Genomic DNA, 18,332 nt, shown 5'->3' with positions numbered 1-18,332 from the left:
TTCAATCCAGCCCAATAACCAATGCGGCATTCGCCCCACCAAAGCCAAAGCTCAGGTTTAGCGTGTTACGCAAAGCTTTTGGCCGATGCCCTTCGCTGATGTAATCAAGGTCACATTGCGGATCAGCATTTTTCAGATTGCAGGTCGCGGGCATCATCTGATGTGCAAGCGCTTGCAAACAAATAATGGATTCAAAGCTGCCCGCAGCCGCAATTAAATGCCCAGAATAAGATTTGGTACTGGACAGTGGCGTGGTATAAGCCGCTTCACCAAAGGCCTGTTTAATTGCTTGAGTTTCATTCAGATCGTTAAGCTGAGTCGAGGTGCCGTGCAAATTCACGTAATCAATCTCGTCAGCGCACAAACCCGCTTGCTGCAAGGCATGCTGGATAGTTTTGACCCGAGCCACTTTATCTTCCGCAGGTGCGGTGAAATCAAATGCATCGGAATAGTTACCGTAACCTTTAATTTCACCAAGAATATTGGCACCGCGGGCGATGGCCCCTTCGCGCTCTTCCAGGCACAACACCGCCGCCCCTTCGGAGAGAACAAAACCATTTCGGTCCAGACTGAATGGGCAACTGGCTTTACTGGCATCTTCTTGCTCGCGCGCCAATGCACCTAAAATATCAATATTCCATACTGCCGCATCACTGCGCAGAGATTCGCCAGCCCCTGCCAACATCATGGACGCTCGCCCGCTGCGGATGATTTCAAATGCATCGCCAATGGCGATAGTGCCAGTCGCACAGGCGGCAATGGGTGAATTCTGGTAGCCTCGCAATCCCCAATACAAACTGCATGCAGCAGTACCGGCATTCGGCATCGACAAGAAACAGCCGAACGGTGTGCCCAGCCCGGTTTCCAGATAACCTTCATAGTTATCATGAGTTTCATCCTGACCGGCCCAGCCGCTGCCAATGATGGTGCCGCAATCAAGCAAATCATAATAATCCGCCACTGATTTCTCAGCGAATGCCATCGCCATCGCGTCTCGGGCGGCGGCCAGTGCCAGTCGGGCATAACGCGGCAGACGGCGGCGAATGGCGGCAGGAACTGACTTCAGATTAGGTTCAGCATCCAGCAGGCCAAAAAAGCGCGATTTGATCCCCTGCTCAGATTTATCGTAATAACGATAACCCAATTTGTAATCCATAATGGCGGCCCAGCTTTGCTCCGCTGTCATGCCCATCGGTGTCACACTGCCGTAACCGGTGACAACAACCCGGCGCTGTTTAACTGTATTCGTCATGATTTAATTCCTTTACTGTCCCTGCTGTTATCAACACCGCCACCCAGTGCTAACCATAATTTCATGGTGGCATTCAGATAGTTATATTGAAGTTCAAGCAAACTGGTTTCACTGGTCAGCAGGGCATCCTGCGCATCCAGTAAGGTCTGAAATGAAATGGCACCGGCTTGATATTGGCTGTTCGTCAGGCTGAGCCGGCGCTGACTGAGTTGCAGGTTCTGCCACTGATTTTGTTTTTGTTGCTGATAACTCAGCCGCGCCGTCATTGCGTCATCGACATCTTTAAGCGCGCTGTAAACCTTGCTGCGAAAATCTACCGCTGCCAATTTCACATCCAGCTTTGACTGGTCGATGGTGAGCTGCACAGTGTTCCACTGTAAGAAAGGCAATGCGCTGTTGGCACTGAGTGTTCTGCTCGGGTTGCTAAACCACTGTGAAAATACCGCACTCCCGGCATCCAGCGTCGCGCCCAAAGAGAGTGTCGGGTAGAAATTCAGTTTCGCCACATCCGAACCGGCTAATGCCGCGCGCAAGCGCCACTCGGCGGCCTGCACATCTGGGCGCTGAGCAATGACTTGTAATGGCACACTTTCCGCTATCGCCACCTGTTGCTGTAAATCCAAAGATTTGCGCTCGGCCTGACGATAATCAGGCGCACGGTTAAACAGCAATGCCATAGCATTACGTGCAGCTTCCCGCTGTTGTTCCAAATTTTGATACTGATTCTGGCGCTCCAACAGGGCTTGTTGCGCCTGCAACAACTCAATTTCACTGGCATCCCCCGCCGCCAATCGTGAGCGCACGATATTGAGCGTATCTTGTGAGATAACCAGCGCGGCCTGCTGGTAGCCCATCTGCTGATTGAATTTAGCAATTTGCCAGTAGAGATCGGCGGTGGTTCCAATCAGTGACAGCGCAGTTTCCTGCCTGTCCTGTTCGGTTGCATTGACCAACCAGGCCGATTGCTCTCGGGCGCGGGCCAGTTTGCCCCACAGATCCAGTTCATAACTCAGCCCAAGCGAGGTGCTGTAATTCTCTCGCGGCTGAGTATTTTCATTCAGCGAGCGGGTATTACTGCCCATTCCGGTCAATGTGACATTCGGGGTCAAATTGGTATTGGTCAACCCCGCCGTCAAACGCGCCTGCTGTAACTTCAAGCCCGCAGCGGCCAAATCGTTATTACTGACTAACATGCTGCTGATGCTTGCAGACAGTTGTGGGTCATCGAAATTCTCCCACCAGTGCACACTGTGATGCAGGTATCCGCCGCCCGTATCTTTAGTCCGCCATTCATCAGGAACTGACAGCATTGGCCGCTGATATTCGCTTTTCAGTAATGAACCGCAGCCCGCCAGCACTAAGCTGCTCAATAATAAGGCGATAATCCTGATGTTTATTAATTTCATCATTCTCGAGCCAATGCCTCAGTGGGATGCAAACGAGCGGCATTGCGCGCCGGGAAAAAGCCAAATCCTAACCCGATAAGCGCGGAGAAACTGCACGCCAACACCAGCGGCGGCCAAGTGAAAATCATGGTGAATTCTTGGGTGACCCATGAGAAAACCACTCCCGCCAGCGCCGAGCCAACAATCCCAATCAGGCCACCGAGGGTACAAATCACCACCGCTTCAATCAGAAACTGGGTCATGATGTCGCTTGGGCGCGCACCGACCGACAAGCGAATGCCAATTTCATGGGTACGCTCAGTCACCGACACCAACATGATATTCATCACGCCCACCCCGCCCACCAATAGTGAGATAGCGGCTATCGAGGTGATCAACAGGGTCATCGAATCAGATGTTTTTTGAATCGCTTTACTCATCTGGTCATTACTCAGAATGAAAAAGTCCCGCTGCCCGTGGGCGCTTTCCAGCAGCTTTTCAACATCACGCTGCACATCATTCAGCACGTAACCATCGCGTATCCGCACGGTTATTGATTCCAATGGAATATCACCTGAAATGCGTTCAGTCAGTGAGGTATAAGGCATCCAGGCTGCCAATAACCCGCCAAATGACGACCCGCCGCGTTTGGCGACGCCAATTACTCGCAATGGAATACCATCGAGTTGAACAATCTCCCCAATTGGGTTTTCCCCAGCGGCAAATAGAGTGTCGCTGAGTTCAGGTTGCAGGATAACCACCGGCTCACGCGCATTGACGTGGCTCTGGGAAAAACTATCGCCCGCCATAAAACTCAACCCTTTCACCTGAAAGAAACCGTTACTGACCCCAGAAAGTGAAATCATCACTTGTTTGTCGCCGCGAACGGCGGCAACCATTTTACTGACGACTGGAGACAGGCTGTCGACGTAAGGTTGGCGGCGTAACAATTCAACATCCGCCTGCGAAAGAGAACGCTCAAAATCAGGGCGCGGCTTATCCCACCCTAACCCCGGGCGAACTTCCAAATTACTGGTTCCCAATTGACTAATTTCATTGAGAATTTCCTGACGCGCGCCCTCACCCACGGCCATTGAGGAGACCACCGACGAAATGCCGATAATGATGCCAAGCATCGATAAAAAAGCACGAATTCGGTGCCCAAGCAGAGCGCGCCACGCCATTTTGATGGCCTCTCGAACACTCAACCACCAGTGTGGGCGGCCGGTAGCTACCGGGTTGGGCAATGCGGTCTGAACGGCCGTCGTACCAACAGCCTCATTATTGCGGTCAGCAATAATTTCACCGTCACTAATTTCGATAATGCGCTGCGCCTGATTGGCAATATTGCGGTCGTGAGTGACGATAATAATGGTGTGACCGGACTGATGCAGGCTATGCAAAATCCCCATGAGCTCCTGACCGCTGCTGCTATCGAGTGCGCCAGTAGGTTCATCAGCCAGAATAATACCGGCACCATTCATCAAGGCACGGGCAATACTCACCCGCTGCTGTTGTCCTCCCGACAACTGCGCCGGTTTATGCAGTAAATGCTGGCCCAGCCCCAAACGGCGTAACAGATATTCCGCCCGCTCCTGACGCTCGGTAGCGGTCATCGCGGTATAAAGTGCCGGGATAACCACATTCTCAGTGGCGGTTAAATACGGCATCAGGTGGTAGCGCTGAAAAATAAAACCGATGTACTGGCTTCGTAATTGCGCCAGTTGTTCGCTGCTGGCCTGCCGCGTCGAGATATTATGAATCGACATCTCACCTTGCGTTGGCTTATCCAAACAACCAATTATATTCATCAGTGTTGACTTACCAGAGCCTGAAGCCCCAATAATTGCCACCATTTCACCACGGCGAATCGACAATGAGATGTTCTTGAGCACCGCCACAGACTCTGCGCCAGACGCAAAATGGCGATAAATCCCGCTGAGTTGAATCAACGGGTTACAGTCGGAATCCGCCGGATGAACAGTATTAATGTTCATTTTTAGCCTCCGTCGGTGTCCCCAACAGCAGCACCTGCTCACCTTGCTCCAGACCCTCTTTCACTTCGGCAAATTGGCTATCACGCAGGCCAACAGAGACCCAGCGCACAGACGTCTGCTTGTCTTTGATAACCAGAACACGATAGCGCTTATCCGGTTGCTGCTCACCCAATGCTGACAGTGGCACCCGCAGCACATTTTTCGCCTGTGCGGTAATGATGAATACCTGAGCAGTCATTGACGTGCGCAATAGCCGCGCAGGGTTGGCAATGTTGAATATGCCGTTGTAATACACTGCGGAAGGTTGCTGGCTATTCACTGAACCGGAACTGTCCTCGCGCAAACTTTCTGCCGAGGCTTCCTGAATCGCATCCATTTGGCTTTCATAACGGCGTTCGGGGTCAGCGACCACATAGAACCACAGCGGCTGCCCAACTTTGACTTTAAGAATATCGGTTTCTGAAATGCGCGTGTGCACCGTCATGGTATCGACATTCGCCAACACCAAAATGGTCGGTACAGTTTGTGAAGAGACAATGGTTTGCCCCTCTTTGGTGACAATGCCCAGCACCTCGCCATCAATCGGCGCCATGATACGCGTAAAGCCCAAATTGGCTTTTGCCGTTTCCAATGCCATTTGGCTTTGCACAATTTGTGCTTCACTAACATGCAATTGCGCTAGCTGGCTGTCGTATTGCGCTTGAGCTTTTTCCAGCGCACTTTTGACACCGGAACCTTCCTTTGCCAAGGTTTGCTGACGTCGAAACTCAAGCAGGTATTGGCGTAACAAAGCTTGGCTCGCCTGCTTCTGGGCTTGTGTGCTCTGTAATTCTGCTTCTGATTTGCGCAGCTCGTTTTGCTGCAAAGTCGGGTCTATTTCAGCTAATAATTGACCACGGGTAACCCGGTCACCCTGTTTGACATAGAGTTTGGTTAACTGCCCATTGACCTGCGCCCCAACATTAACCTGCAATGAGGGTTTTAAACTGCCTGTGGCCATGACATTTCTTTCTATATCACCGTGACCAATGGTTTCAGTTAACTGCGGCACATCTTGCTGGCTACCCGATAGTGATAGTGCAATAACGCCGCTAATTATCAGCAGCAATATAATAAACAAGGCCAGAATGAGTTGCTGTTTCTTGTTGGTCAGTTTGATACGCATCAGTTAACCGCCGCAGGTGTCAGGCGGCTTGATGCCACAGGTTGAGAATAACGCACCAATTGGCCGTCATTTAACCGGAAAACACGGTCAAACATCGGCAACACACTTTCACTATGAGTCACGGTAATCAGCGTTTTTTGATATTCACGGCAATGGGCAAGCAAAGCCTGCATCACCTGCTGGGCAGTGTTTTCATCCAAATTAGCGGTGGGTTCATCCAGAACCAAAACCGGGCAGTCGCTGTACATGGCGCGCGCCAGTAATAACCGCTGACGCTGCCCCAAAGAGAGCGCTGCATGACTTTCGCGCACCAGCGCGCTGACACCGCCAGGCAACTTATCAATGACATGGGTTAATTGCAGCCCTTGCAATGAGCGCTCAATCCGCTGGCGCTTTTCGGTGTCAATATGCCCATCAAACAAAGTGATATTTTGTAATACCGAGGCATTAAACAAGATATCTTCCTGACTTTGTAGGAAGAACAGCGCATGCGCCTGTTGGAAATCAACGGCTTCCCCATCGACCAATACCTGTCCTTGTTGTGGCGGCATCAACCCTGCCATGACTTTCAGCAAGGTACTTTTTCCGGCACCAGATTCACCAATGATGGCCACACTCTGGCCGCGTGTCAGTGACAGCGACAAATCGCGCAATACCGGCTGGCTGGCATCATAGGCAAAACGAATGTCCTGATAGACCAGCGAATGCGCAAATGTCGGCGGCGCTTTTGGCATTGATGAGCTTTTCTCCGACGGAGTTGACTGCCCAACAGGGAACAGATCGCGCGCGCGGATATCAATGACATGCAATTGGTTTTTCTGCAAAATCGCATAGAAAATTTTGGTGATGTACGAGGTAAAAATCTCGCGCACAAAACTGTAGGCAAAGAATTCGCCCAGGCTCAGTGTCCCTTGCTTCAATAGCGGCAACGCCAGCAGCATAAAGAACACCATTTCCAGACTGCCGATCAGCTGATACAGGCTATTTTTAACCTGATCGTAGATTTTCTTCTTCTGTAACGTGGTAAACAGTGACAGTGCCAAGCCGGCAAATACGCCCTGGCGCTGGCTGGACAAACCGGCAGATTTAATGGTGGAAAAACCCTGAATGGTTTCCAGAATAAAATCACTTTGCTCGGCACTTTTTACCTGCAACTGCTGGGTGTAATAGCGGTCACGGTAAATAGCCCAAATACTGATAAGGCCCATTAGCATGACGCCGATAGCAGATACCATCGCTAACAGTGGGCTCATATAGCACATCACGGCCAGCGCAATAGCGCCGATTATCCAGTCAGTACGCAGGCCGTTATCCAGTTCTATTTTTTGGGTAGCAGCCATCTGCCAGTTTGAAAACCGGCTGAAGATGTCACCCGGCGCTCGCTTATCAAAGAAATTAAGCGAATGGCTCAGCAAGCGGGAGAACCCCGCGACACTGTTGAGCACCACAAAGTGTTTAATATAACGCTCAGTGATGTAACGCACACAAAAAGCGAGTGATGTGGAGACCACAAAGGCCAGAAGAAAATAGAAATAAGGGAAATCTTTATCACCCGCCGAGGAGAACACGTCATTAATGGCACTGCTAACCATGGTCGGCATAATAAACAGTGTCAGCGAGATCAAAAATGCCAGCGTCATCAGCCAGTAGATACCGCGAATACTGGCGGTTTCTTTCAAGCTCATGCAGTCAAGCGCACTGAGCCGCTGGCTGTGTTCAATCTTCTTCACTGCATCAGATGAGGCTGGCGTTTCTGTGTCCAGCACCAGCGCATAACCACTTATCTCTGCTTTTAATGCATCCATCGGCAATAATTGCTGCCCGATAGCTGGATTCATAACACAGACATAATTACCTTTGCGATAAGCCAGTAACACATAATGGTTGGCACCATAATGCAAGATAGCTGGCAGCGGTAAAGCCGACAGTTCCTGATGCTCAAACACCACCGGATAAGCCGGTATTGCCAACTCAGACAAAATAGTACAAAGCGTGGCCAGTGACGTGCCATGCCCAGAGGCAGGATAACGCTCGCGCAAGCTTTCCAGCGGTGCATTGATGCCTTGCGTCTCAGCGAGCATCGCAATACAGGCCAAACCACATTCATTGGTTTCGCTTTGAAAAACTAGCGTTGGGATTATCTTTTCCATTTTCTACTATTCTTCGTCAGTGACATTATTCATTAATAAAAAATAACGAATGTGAGTGCCATAACAGCCAATCCTGCGGATGCTGCGTCATTGATGTTTCAATCAATTCAGGTAATTTATTTTTCACTTCTCGCGCACTAAGTGCAGGATAAATTTGTATTTTTATTTCTTTGTCGTAATACAGGTAATAAAAAACCACCTGCGCAGAAAGTGCTCTGGCAAGGCGAATAATGCCGCTGTGTAAATTGGCCGGGCGATTAAACAGTTGGCAGGCCATTTTTGCCGTTTCTGCTGGCTGGTTATTGACGGTGTAATCCGGCGTAATATCGGGAAAAATCATAATATTGCGCTTATGCTCCGCGGCTTCCATGATGGCATCCATCAGGTTACCGGCGATTGCACGGCTGTCAGCATGAATGGAACAATAGGAAATATTCACCCCGCCCATTTGCCGCGCCTGCTCTTCATAGGCCTCAGCACTGGCTGAAACAACCACAGTTGCCTGCCCCGGATAAGCATTCGCGCCCACCATGCCAGCCAGTACATCTGAGACCATGTGCAATGGCGCGAGAATGACCGGCGACCCCGATTCATGCAGTGCTTTTACCTGACTGTCTAACTGCTGAGTACACGCCGCTAACTGGGCTAAAACCTGCCGATTTTGGCCATAAGTTGCGGCCAGTTCTAACACCTGCCGGCGCTGTGCGGTACGAATAAAATTCGATACAGATAGGCTATTTTTGCCACTTAATAAGCACTGGCTGTTAGCCGCTGCCACTCGCGCCAGATTTTTCTGATGCCGTGAAGCTAAACCTAAAGCCCAGCGCAAAGCACCGAGCATCAGTAAGAAACGATAATCACCGTGCCGTAACAACCAGATAGCTATATTGGCCTGCCCGCGGGCGAGTAAACGCCCACTAAAAGCCAGCTTATCGAGCTGGTTTCGCCAGGCAAAATAACCCCATACGGCTAACAGTCTCATTATTTCTCCAGCGCCTTATCATGCTCGAGTAATGACAAGAGATGGTCCGAGAATGCTGGGAACTCACGGTCTTGTAGCGCTATCCATTTTTTGCCAACAATAAAGGATGGGGTCGCATCTATCTTGTAATGTGCGGTCACTGCCGTCATGTACGCGATCAATTCTTTGACTTCAGCCGACTGGCTCACTTGCTGATATTGAGCGACATCAATGCCATTGGCTTTTAGCCAGGTTTCTAATTGGCTGTTATCACTCAGGTCGATGTTGTCTTCGAGTACCGCTTTATATGCACTTTGGCGATGTTGCGGTTCAATACCCATGACGGATAAAGTGGCGAAAATAGGTGAAAAACGCCCCAAACCGGTGGTTTTATCACTGCTGATATGCAGGCGAATAAAACGAGTTCCTTTCGGCATGCGATTTTCTAATTGGGTGACATTCTCTTCATTAATGGCGCAGTAGTGACAGCCATAAGAGAAGATCTCGATAATGCTTTTATCGTCTTTAATTGGGCTGTTTTCAATGTCACTGCTGCTGACAGATAATAAGCTTTCCTGCGCATCCTGATTGAGGACGAAGTAGTGGAAATAGGCCGTTGTTATCAATGAAGAAATAAGGATAACTAACAGTGTGTAGCCTATAAAGAATCCCTTACCCCTAAACATATTTTTTTCAGTAGACATAGTCAGTTTTATTCACAATCAGAGTTCAGGTAAGACATAAACACCATCAAATGACATGTATGCCCGAGAAGTAATTTTCTCACATTCAGTTAATGCGAAAATTCTTGAATTTAAGTATCGATGGCGCTTTTAAAAAAATAATTCAGGCAAGTACAGTAATACCTCCCACACTTGCCTGGGATACGATTAAATATCGATAAAAACTAACGAATACTTAATTAACGGCAGTTAGCAATGTTGCTAGGTGCAGAAGTAGTGCTTAATACTTTACCGTGTTTATCAGTACAAGTAGTTACTGCCATGCAAGTTGCAGTTGTACCGCTAGTCTGCCACTGGAAAGTATCTTTACAAGTTTGACCAGTACCGCCAACGATTGTATTTGCAACTGCCATGTTCATCTTTTTCATGAGAAGATCCTTAAAAGAAAAATAAAAAATTATAGCCTATTTATTTAATAGCCCATTGAAGTATGCGTTTCATCTTTAGGTTAAAGCCTAATACCCAATTAATCTAACGCAACAGATTTATACTATATTAACGTAACACATTACAACCTAAAAATAGTATTTATTTAATATAAAATCATACACAAATAAATACCACAGGGCATCCCTGCCATATATAAATAACAGTACACGCCCTACTTAATGAATATAAAAATAGCAAATTTAAAATGCTATTTTATATTCATGATAATTATGCACTCAGTTAATGAGTGCATATAAATCTCAATTTAATAATATGACATAATCACCACGCCGCTACCGGAGAAGTTGCCTGCATCAGGTAATGCGGGAGCATGAAGTGTTGACTCAATCGGGAAAGGCGTATTCCCTACTCCGGCGGTTACCGAAACACCATTAGACAAATCTTGGCCTGATACTTTCAGTGTCGAGGTTAGGTTACCATTCTGCCCAAGGTTAATACTTTTTCCGCCCACCAGAGTTAATTTCACTGTTGTTCTGACCGTACAATTGATAATGAGTGGCTCACTTTTTATTGCGCCATTAACATCTTGCTGGTTAAGTGAACCGTGGTTGATGTAGACATCACCGGTAACTTCGCAGGTTTCTGGCGTTGGCGGAACCGCCCCACAATAAGAGCCTGGAATTAAATTCCCGTTAAAGTTTAAATCGCCAGCACCTTGCCAATATATGATGCCAAAACAAGTATTTGATGAACTCAAAACAGGTGTCGTGGTACTCCAACTCCCTGAGGGACCATTGCGACTAACAAATGCATCTCGCATGGTTTTCGCCGTTGCTCCTTGAGAAACAATGACTCGCGTTGATGCCGCACTCGGGTTAAGACACCGTTCAGCTTCAAGACTGGAGTAGTGACAAATCGCCACAGAACAAGATGTGGATGTACAAAGTACGTTGGTCATTTCCTCTGTCGGCCAGGAGAATGTTCCAGTATATTGACCGCTAATTCGCGTTTGCGTCGAAACCCAGGCACTGGCCTGGCTATAAAGCGGAAATAAAAACAGCACGCATGCGATTAGCCAGCAATATTTATGACTTAATCGCATATTAGGCTGTTCCATTCGTTTAAGTTCCATTGTCTCTATCCGCATTTAATCTGTTGATAATGAATTTCAGCGTTAACATATTCGTATTGAAATAAGATTAGAGGGGGTGACCCATTAATAATATTGCAGATTAAATGTTGCGACTGCATTGAACTCACCGCGCTTAATAGTACGTTGAGATATCGCCTCGGGTTCGCCTCGAACATAAGCCTTCAAGGTGATAATATTATTACCGGTATCAAGTGCGATATCGTCACTCGACTGATTCAGATACAAAGGTTTCCCTGCCATTGTTTCAAGACCAATAGCTATCCCAACATCACTTCCGTCAACGGCCAATAACCCAGGTAAATTAATGCTATCATTGCCCGTAAACATAATATTAGCCGTCGTACCCAAGCTGATATCACAATCTACCAGATGTATTTGAAACTGTTTTCCCAAGGTGCGCTGATTCGAATACAAGTATTTATCGACAACAGTACCAAAGTTCAAACTAATAGCTTCATCACCAGGGCGAATGGTGCAAGGTTCGGCCACTAATGCGCCATGAAAACGCATATTGTCAGCTGCTGATACGGGTATTGTGCTCAAAACATTCAGAATTAGAACGCTTAGAATAATTCGTCCATGGCGCATCAGTAGATTTAAATTAGCCATCATTTGATCCTATTGATAATCCACTAATAATGTAGCGGTAGCCTCAAAGCTGCCTTCACTTAATGTTGCGCCCGTAGATTTAACAGGTACGGCTTTAAGTACCGGCGGGTTATTTTTGTCATAGCTAATACGGGTGTTCAGTGCAAAAGGGACACCATTTTTTAGTATTCGAATCCCCAGATTCGGAACATCGCTTTGTATTGCAGCGGGATCAAATGTAGTGACTGACGCACTCACTATTGTCAGGCCTAATTCCAAACTGCTACTGACCGTTTCACAAGTCATGCTGTAAGGCACATTCTGGGTATAATTGATGCCGTCAATCTTGTTCACGCCCAGATTTTCCCCGAAAGGCACATCTATCGTATTCCCCCCATTAATTACACAAGGGGCGGGATTGATTAATGTCCCCATGAACAACATGTCATCCGCGTATACCCACGAGCTACTCAGTATCAGTACCAATGCAATGGAACAACGCGATACCAGAGATCCGTTTTTCATTACTGATACTCCACAACCATGGTCGCGGTACCGTAAAACGCTCCCGCACTCAATGTTGCTCCGGGTTGTTTGACCGGTACGGCCTTCAACACTGGGATAGTCGGATAGGAAAAGGTGAACGCAGTATTCAACCCTAATGCTTGCTCATTGCGTAGCAGTTTGATCCCCAGAGCCGAATTGTTGGTGCTCAAGACACTGGTATCAAAACCGGCACCATTACCCTTAATCGTCATTTTCAGTGCATTGGAGACTGCGCCAGTGCAATTCAATGTATAAGTCACCGGCTGCATATACTGAGTGCCATCAACACGCGAAGTCAGAACATCATCACCAAATCCGACGAGGATGGTGCCAGTATTGTTAATCACACAAGGCGGCGGATTAATTAATGTGCCGGAAAACAGCATGTTATCCGCATAGGCCAACGTGCTGCCGAGAGCCAACACCACCGCAATAGAACAACGCGAAATCAGTGAATTAATTTTCATTACTGGTACTCCACAACCAAGGTTGCTGTGCCGGAGAAATAGCCCGTGCTCAACGTGGTATTTGTTTGTTTAACCGGTACTGCCTGCAATACAGGAATATTTGGATAGGTAAAATTGGATGTCGTGTTAAGTGCAAGTTGCTGTCCATCGCGCAGCAATTTGATCCCCAAAGCTGAGTTACTCGTTCTCAAGACAGTGGTATCAAAATTCGCACCATTACCTTTGATACTCATTTTCAGCGCATTCGATGCTGCCGAAGTACAGTTCAACGTATAGGTCACAGGCTTTATATAATTAGCACCGTTAATATTCGTCGTCAGAAGGTCATCACCAAAGTTGACATCAATCGTGTTATTGCTGTTAATCACACAAGGCGGTGTAGCTAAAATAGTGACCGAGACATTGACTGTCGCAGACTTATTTAATGCCCATGCTGAGCTACTCAAAAATGTCGCCGTGGCTACGATGGCTGTCATCCCTATGATGGACATCATGGCCATCGGAGCCAGCCGGGTAACTATTCCCCTACAAACAACAGTCATCCCATCTTCCTTATTCATCGTTCAGCCTGACATCCGCCCAGTCTTCTTATGCCGCACCTTCGAAACACACCGTTATTTGATGCTTTCGACCACGGAACATGTGCTACCCGTGCAGCCAAATATCAGTTTTGGGCGGCCACCGAAATCATTGACATAAGTCAGCACTGGTTTGCTACCTAACGCAGCGGCACTGACATCCAACATGCCCTGCGCTTTCGGTGCGATCATCAATGGCTTAAAGCCTGCTGCCGTTTTACCCGTTTTGCTCTCACTGGCATCAACCAGCGTGATGTAATATGGCGTCGGGTTATTAACCTGATAACGGTCGCCCTGACGAGTCAGCTGTAACTTTTCCTGCCAAGGTGTCGACATATCGGCCTTTTGCGGCACGATGCTGGTTGGACGGTAGAAAAGTTTGATGCGCGTTTGCAGTGCAATCTGCAAAGTATTGGGCTTGTCCGAGCGTGGTGGAATTTCACGCAGATTAAAATAGAACAAGGTTTCACGGTCTTGCGCCAATTGACTCACCGCAGGCAAAGTTTGCACTTTTAACTGACTCATCGCGCCAGGTTCTACACGCTGAACCGGCGGAACCACCGTCAGCGGTGAATTGATCTTGTTACCCTGCTCATCTTCAATCCATCCCTGCGCCAGATAAGGCAGTTGCTTATTCTGGTTGCTAATGTTCAGGCTGATCGACTTATCGCCGCCATTAAGGATGACTCGGGTTCTGTCCAGTGCAATCGCTGCTGTTGCTTGCTGAGTCATCAGTGCCGTCACCAAAATGGTGGTGATACGCAATTTGTTATTCAATTTCATTACCTTTTCCTTCGAATTAATCTTGTCAGAACCTGGTGGCGCCGATCGTTTTCTGTATCTCTGAACGGGCGGTTATCCGCAGGTTCATACCAAACCTTTCTACTGTTGTGATGCCGGAGGCTTATCCCCCGCCGCTATCGGCTGGCAAGGCAACAACAGATTCGCCAGTACTGCTGGAGAAATTGCCTTCGGTAGGGTGATGCTGCATTGCGCCTTCCCATTCCAGTGTACTGACATGGTTTCACCGGCTTTGATCCCACTGAGGTAGGTAGAACCATCGTCGTTAACAATGCCGGTCTCTTGCTGATTTTCATTTAACACAGTGGCCCCGAATGGCGGTGATGTGCCATCCGCCATGCGAATCATGGCCATCGCTTTTTCGCCGGAAATCACATTAAAGCGGCGATAACCAATAGCACCTTCAGTCAGTGTGACTTGTGCTACGGTTCCTCTGGCCTCAACATCATCGGCCAGGTTATCAATATCTATGCTGGCGCGGTTGCGGTAATAACTATTCACATCACCGACCACCGCTTTACCAAATTGGTTAGTACGTATTGATGAGCCATATCCCTGCACTGGCACACCGGATACACCTTGGGTATCAAGCAACAACCGGGTTCCACCAAGGGTATTCACCCGATGCAAAGCCCCGCCTTCAGCTGTGATAGTTGCCCCGCCCTGAACACCTAAACCGACAGAAGAGTATTGCCCTTCCTGATAACTGGCATTGGCGTTAATGTCCGCACTATTGCCAATGTGGTTATAGTTACCACTAACCAATGCGCCGCTACGTGCTACGCCGGTATTGATCTGATAGTTGTTGTGAGCATCCAAACGATCGGCATATCCCACTCGCTGGCTGTTTTCACGACCACTCACCGTCGCGCTATAACTGATTGTTGCGCTGTTACCGATTGGCATAGACATGGACAAATACACCCCATCATCATTGCTGTCGTTATAACGGTTGCGGTACGCCGAGAATGTCATACTGACGTTTTTCATTTTGCCGATATCAAAATAGCGAGAAAGCGACAAGTTATAACGGTCATTCGCCGAGCGATCCCAATACGTCTGATGGCTATAGTTCAGATACGCACTCAGTCCCAGATCCTGAAATTGCTGGTTGAAACTGATGGTGTACATCTCTTTATTGCCGCCCACGGCATTGTTGCGATAACGCGCGTCGAGATATTCGGTCATGCTCATAAAGTTACGTTCAGAGAAACGATAGCCAGCGAACGTCACCTGACTGCCTGTTTCCTGAAAGTTTTTCGAATAGTTGACTCGATAAGAGCCGCCACTCAAGGTGCCTTGCTGAGGTAATGTTGCCCATGATTGGGTCATATCAACTGACACAGCACCAAATTCCATCAAATCTCGGCCAATCCCCATGGATGCCGCTTGATATTCGTTTTCACCACTGATCCCGCCACCAAACAGTGACCAGCCGCTGTTGATCCCCCAGGAAAATTCCCCGGTGCCAAACACTGGCCCTTCAGACCGATGCCCGATATCCGACGGTTTACCCGCAGCTACGCGGTAGCGCACCATGCCAGGGCGGGTCAGATAAGGAATACTGGCGGTATTCACTTGAAATTGTTGAACTTGTCCGTCAAGTTCTTCGACTCGCACATCCAATGTTCCAGAAACAAAACTATTCAAGTTCTGAATACGGAAAGGGCCAGCAGCAACCAGCGTTTCACTCAATACACGCCCTTGCTGGCTGACAACAACCCGCGCATTGGTCCGTGCAACCCCGGTTATCTCAGGTGCATAGCCACGCAGATTTGGCGGTAACATATTGTCATCCGTCGCCAGGCTAGCACCGCTAAAGCGGAAGCTATCAAAGATGGCCGAGTTCAGAAAATCCTCACCCAACGTCAACTTGGCGCCCAAACTTGGGATAGCTCGGTAAGCGTAATAACGGCTCCAATCCCATTGACGTTCTGTCGGCGAACCAGAAACCTGATCAACACGCGTCTGCCAATCAGCACGGAACCGCCAGGCACCTAAGTTCGCGCCGGTAGTCCCGTTCCCGCTCAACGTGTTATTACTGGTATTGTTGGTCTGCTGGCGGTTCAACTGCCCTAACAGGTTGTAGTCAAACAGCACACCTGAAATACCATCCTCCCAGCGCGAGGGGGGATCCCAATCAGGTTCGCTGTATTCCAGCCAAGCTTGCGGCACACTTAAGTGCAGCGATGAAGTCGCTAAATCGCCTTCGACGGTCAGACCGGGTAAGCTGCTGATATCCAGACATTCCCCATCACGCCACCAAGTCAGCTTCTTCAAGTTGTCTTCTTTCAACGCCAGTAACTCAACTAACTGGGGTGATAAACACGCCTCACTTTTTTTAGGGTCATTCTCTGAGGCGTAGAACACAACCGGTTGCTCGCTGAGTTCCTGTTTATTCATACTAACCAACAAGTTATAGTTCCCAGGCATGATATAGCCGCGTTGGGAAAACTGACTCAGGTCAAAATTGGCGCGATCCTTGGTATCTAGCACATCGGTATTAAACTGAATATCATCACTGGCAAATACGCCATAAGCATTGCCACTTAATGCAACTGCAATCAAAATTCGCAATAAATCACGACTGGCAAAACCGGAGGTGATGGAACGAGCGGATACCATGGGATATGTCACCTTACTCATTGAAATCAGTAATAATCCAATTTGAAACGAACGCTAGAATGATAAGTTCCAGCACGCAGCGTCTTGCCATTGCCCACTAACCGCAGGGCATAATTGAGTTTCATATCAGCAGGGATAATATTTATTGCCGGTGATGGCACCCCAGGAGTTGAAGCATTGCCTTTATCATCAATGATTTGCATTGCTATCCCTTCGGCTTCACCGTTAACCTCAAAATTATTACCATCCGCAGCTCCGTCAAATGTCACGACAAAATGCTGCTGGTTAGATTTGTCTGGATCCGGGTGGACTATCGTGCAATCCAACAAACGAATCTCAAACGGGTGATCATCTCCAACACCGTTCTGAACCAATTGACCAATTGGCAAAATCGCCATATCAATGGTCTGTTCCAAACTTCCTGGATCTATCGCGCAAGCAGTATCAGCAATACTTCCTTCCATACTCACGCGGCCCCAATTTGTTTTCATGGGATCTGCCATTACCGGTAAACTCAGCAATGACGCCATCAGTAAGGAAGGAGGCACTATCAAAAAAAATGATCTGGACATAAATCACCTAGCTCACCCAACACGTATCTTTCTCAAGACGAAAAGACATGCGGAAATATCCGCATGTCCAATTAGAAAAGGATTGCTTATTGGTAAGCCAGGGTGAAGTCAGCAACGCTTGAGAAGCTACCTGGTTTGATTGCATCAGATGCAGTGCTGCCCTGCAGGTAAGCAGAGAATGCCAAGGTGTTGTTACCAGTAACCAGAGTCTGCTCAGCAGTTGCGGTGCCCAGTTTAATAACAGAACCAGAACCATCAACGATTGCGATACCAGCGCCTTCAGCAACACCAGTGATACCCAGCAGACCAGGTACTGCAGCTGATTCCATACCGCCGAAAGTGGTGGTTACAGTTTTCAGAGTAGTGGTGTCACAGTTTTCCAATTTGATTTTGAAATCATGTGCAGATGATTTGCCGCCGTTCTGCAAAGCAACGTTAGAGATCTGGCCCATTTCAACAGTCTGTGCATCTGAACCTGCTGCGATTGAGCAAGGAGCATCAATGATTGAACCATTGAAAGTCACAGTACCTTGGCCTTGATCAGCCGCGTTAGCCATAGAAGCAAAACCTAATACCAGACCAGCAGCCAAGATAGTTTTATTCAGTTTCATTACGTGATTCCTTTATACACAATTAAAATTTTGCCCGCTGAATTACCTTAATAAAATCAAGGCAAATACCGCATCGAAGTAGTTTGAAAATAAAAATTCATGCAGTTTCTTATCGTTGAAATACGAAAAGATAAACCGCGAACTGCATAGAGCCATAAAGTTAACATGGAGACATTGAAGAATGCCTACATCTTAAGAAAATATTTAAATAACGATAGAGCCCTTTTTGTTCGACGCAGATAATACAAATATAGTGCTCAAGTTCATAGTCATTTAATTCAAATAACTAAAATTCAGAGTGTTTAACTTAATTAACTAAATTAAAACAATAATATCGATAACTTTGAT

Annotated in this window: 17 protein-coding genes; all 17 read right to left on the bottom strand. The window is 47.8% G+C overall.

The genetic code is table 11. The features are described 5' to 3' along the window. Position 1: 1 nt before the first annotated feature. The 17 genes from F0T03_RS04470 to F0T03_RS04390 all read right to left on the bottom strand — a co-directional run bounded on the left by F0T03_RS04470 (position 2) and on the right by F0T03_RS04390 (position 17,984). Complete coding sequence (locus F0T03_RS04470; RefSeq protein WP_145557064.1) at positions 2–1,252, bottom strand: beta-ketoacyl-[acyl-carrier-protein] synthase family protein; 1,251 nt, start codon at positions 1,250–1,252, stop codon at positions 2–4. Further along, the gene (locus tag F0T03_RS04465) at positions 1,249–2,658 is read right to left on the bottom strand and encodes an efflux transporter outer membrane subunit (RefSeq protein ID WP_159680677.1); all 1,410 of its coding nucleotides are present in this window, start codon (positions 2,656–2,658) and stop codon (positions 1,249–1,251) included. Before F0T03_RS04465 ends, F0T03_RS04470 begins: the two co-directional genes overlap by 4 nt. After that, positions 2,658–4,634, bottom strand: a complete 1,977-nt coding sequence (locus F0T03_RS04460) for an ABC transporter permease (protein ID WP_159677317.1) — start codon at positions 4,632–4,634, stop codon at positions 2,658–2,660. Before F0T03_RS04460 ends, F0T03_RS04465 begins: the two co-directional genes overlap by 1 nt. Further along, a complete protein-coding gene (locus F0T03_RS04455) occupies positions 4,624–5,799 on the bottom strand; it encodes an efflux RND transporter periplasmic adaptor subunit (protein ID WP_159677316.1) in 1,176 nt (391 codons plus the stop codon). Before F0T03_RS04455 ends, F0T03_RS04460 begins: the two co-directional genes overlap by 11 nt. Continuing rightward, on the bottom strand, positions 5,799–7,949 hold the full coding sequence (locus F0T03_RS04450) for a peptidase domain-containing ABC transporter (protein WP_159677315.1): 2,151 nt from the start codon (positions 7,947–7,949) through the stop codon (positions 5,799–5,801). Before F0T03_RS04450 ends, F0T03_RS04455 begins: the two co-directional genes overlap by 1 nt. A 25-nt stretch (positions 7,950–7,974) precedes the next feature. Further along, entirely contained in the window at positions 7,975–8,931 is a 957-nt protein-coding gene (locus F0T03_RS04445) for a lysophospholipid acyltransferase family protein (RefSeq protein WP_159677314.1), read from the bottom strand. Further along, positions 8,931–9,614 carry a DsbA family protein gene (locus F0T03_RS04440; RefSeq protein ID WP_181952499.1) on the bottom strand — a complete coding sequence of 228 codons (684 nt, stop codon included), beginning with the start codon at positions 9,612–9,614 and terminating at the stop codon, positions 8,931–8,933. Before F0T03_RS04440 ends, F0T03_RS04445 begins: the two co-directional genes overlap by 1 nt. Positions 9,615–9,832: 218 nt before the next feature. Continuing rightward, complete coding sequence (locus F0T03_RS04435) at positions 9,833–10,021, bottom strand: DUF4762 family protein (protein WP_005167317.1); 189 nt, start codon at positions 10,019–10,021, stop codon at positions 9,833–9,835. A 326-nt stretch (positions 10,022–10,347) separates the two neighbouring features. Beyond that, positions 10,348–11,175 (bottom strand): MrpH family fimbial adhesin, encoded by an 828-nt coding sequence (locus tag F0T03_RS04430; RefSeq protein WP_145556570.1) that lies wholly within the window; start codon positions 11,173–11,175, stop codon positions 10,348–10,350. Between the two features lie 84 nt (positions 11,176–11,259). After that, the gene (locus F0T03_RS04425) at positions 11,260–11,805 is read right to left on the bottom strand and encodes a fimbrial protein (protein ID WP_159680675.1); all 546 of its coding nucleotides are present in this window, start codon (positions 11,803–11,805) and stop codon (positions 11,260–11,262) included. Between the two features lie 9 nt (positions 11,806–11,814). Then, positions 11,815–12,309 (bottom strand): fimbrial protein, encoded by a 495-nt coding sequence (locus F0T03_RS04420; protein WP_159677313.1) that lies wholly within the window; start codon positions 12,307–12,309, stop codon positions 11,815–11,817. Continuing rightward, positions 12,309–12,797: a fimbrial protein gene (locus F0T03_RS04415; protein ID WP_145556573.1), complete on the bottom strand. Its 489-nt coding sequence runs from the start codon at positions 12,795–12,797 to the stop codon at positions 12,309–12,311. Before F0T03_RS04415 ends, F0T03_RS04420 begins: the two co-directional genes overlap by 1 nt. Beyond that, positions 12,797–13,339, bottom strand: a complete 543-nt coding sequence (locus F0T03_RS04410) for a fimbrial protein (RefSeq protein WP_145556577.1) — start codon at positions 13,337–13,339, stop codon at positions 12,797–12,799. Before F0T03_RS04410 ends, F0T03_RS04415 begins: the two co-directional genes overlap by 1 nt. A 72-nt stretch (positions 13,340–13,411) precedes the next feature. Beyond that, positions 13,412–14,158 carry a fimbria/pilus periplasmic chaperone gene (locus tag F0T03_RS04405; protein WP_162526873.1) on the bottom strand — a complete coding sequence of 249 codons (747 nt, stop codon included), beginning with the start codon at positions 14,156–14,158 and terminating at the stop codon, positions 13,412–13,414. 99 nt (positions 14,159–14,257) lie between these two features. Further along, positions 14,258–16,801: an outer membrane usher protein gene (locus tag F0T03_RS04400; protein WP_162526872.1), complete on the bottom strand. Its 2,544-nt coding sequence runs from the start codon at positions 16,799–16,801 to the stop codon at positions 14,258–14,260. A 26-nt stretch (positions 16,802–16,827) separates the two neighbouring features. Continuing rightward, complete coding sequence (locus tag F0T03_RS04395; RefSeq protein WP_162527013.1) at positions 16,828–17,331, bottom strand: fimbrial protein; 504 nt, start codon at positions 17,329–17,331, stop codon at positions 16,828–16,830. Between the two features lie 128 nt (positions 17,332–17,459). Next, positions 17,460–17,984, bottom strand: coding sequence for a fimbrial protein (locus F0T03_RS04390; RefSeq protein ID WP_145556576.1), 525 nt, complete (start codon positions 17,982–17,984; stop codon positions 17,460–17,462). Positions 17,985–18,332 lie beyond the last annotated feature (348 nt).

The organism is Yersinia canariae, from assembly GCF_009831415.1.
Lineage (GTDB): Bacteria > Pseudomonadota > Gammaproteobacteria > Enterobacterales > Enterobacteriaceae > Yersinia > Yersinia canariae.
Note: the sequence above shows the minus strand (reverse complement) of the source record. Positions and strands in the feature narration are given on the sequence as shown.

Coding starts and splice junctions, on each gene's coding strand:
- F0T03_RS04470 (WP_145557064.1), bottom strand. CDS start 1,252: ATGACGAATACAGTTAAACAGCGCCGGGTTGTTGTCACCGGTTACGGC.
- F0T03_RS04465 (WP_159680677.1), bottom strand. CDS start 2,658: ATGAAATTAATAAACATCAGGATTATCGCCTTATTATTGAGCAGCTTA.
- F0T03_RS04460 (WP_159677317.1), bottom strand. CDS start 4,634: ATGAACATTAATACTGTTCATCCGGCGGATTCCGACTGTAACCCGTTG.
- F0T03_RS04455 (WP_159677316.1), bottom strand. CDS start 5,799: ATGCGTATCAAACTGACCAACAAGAAACAGCAACTCATTCTGGCCTTG.
- F0T03_RS04450 (WP_159677315.1), bottom strand. CDS start 7,949: ATGGAAAAGATAATCCCAACGCTAGTTTTTCAAAGCGAAACCAATGAA.
- F0T03_RS04445 (WP_159677314.1), bottom strand. CDS start 8,931: ATGAGACTGTTAGCCGTATGGGGTTATTTTGCCTGGCGAAACCAGCTC.
- F0T03_RS04440 (WP_181952499.1), bottom strand. CDS start 9,614: ATGTCTACTGAAAAAAATATGTTTAGGGGTAAGGGATTCTTTATAGGC.
- F0T03_RS04435 (WP_005167317.1), bottom strand. CDS start 10,021: ATGAAAAAGATGAACATGGCAGTTGCAAATACAATCGTTGGCGGTACT.
- F0T03_RS04430 (WP_145556570.1), bottom strand. CDS start 11,175: ATGGAACTTAAACGAATGGAACAGCCTAATATGCGATTAAGTCATAAA.
- F0T03_RS04425 (WP_159680675.1), bottom strand. CDS start 11,805: ATGGCTAATTTAAATCTACTGATGCGCCATGGACGAATTATTCTAAGC.
- F0T03_RS04420 (WP_159677313.1), bottom strand. CDS start 12,309: ATGAAAAACGGATCTCTGGTATCGCGTTGTTCCATTGCATTGGTACTG.
- F0T03_RS04415 (WP_145556573.1), bottom strand. CDS start 12,797: ATGAAAATTAATTCACTGATTTCGCGTTGTTCTATTGCGGTGGTGTTG.
- F0T03_RS04410 (WP_145556577.1), bottom strand. CDS start 13,339: ATGACTGTTGTTTGTAGGGGAATAGTTACCCGGCTGGCTCCGATGGCC.
- F0T03_RS04405 (WP_162526873.1), bottom strand. CDS start 14,158: ATGAAATTGAATAACAAATTGCGTATCACCACCATTTTGGTGACGGCA.
- F0T03_RS04400 (WP_162526872.1), bottom strand. CDS start 16,801: ATGGTATCCGCTCGTTCCATCACCTCCGGTTTTGCCAGTCGTGATTTA.
- F0T03_RS04395 (WP_162527013.1), bottom strand. CDS start 17,331: ATGGCGTCATTGCTGAGTTTACCGGTAATGGCAGATCCCATGAAAACA.
- F0T03_RS04390 (WP_145556576.1), bottom strand. CDS start 17,984: ATGAAACTGAATAAAACTATCTTGGCTGCTGGTCTGGTATTAGGTTTT.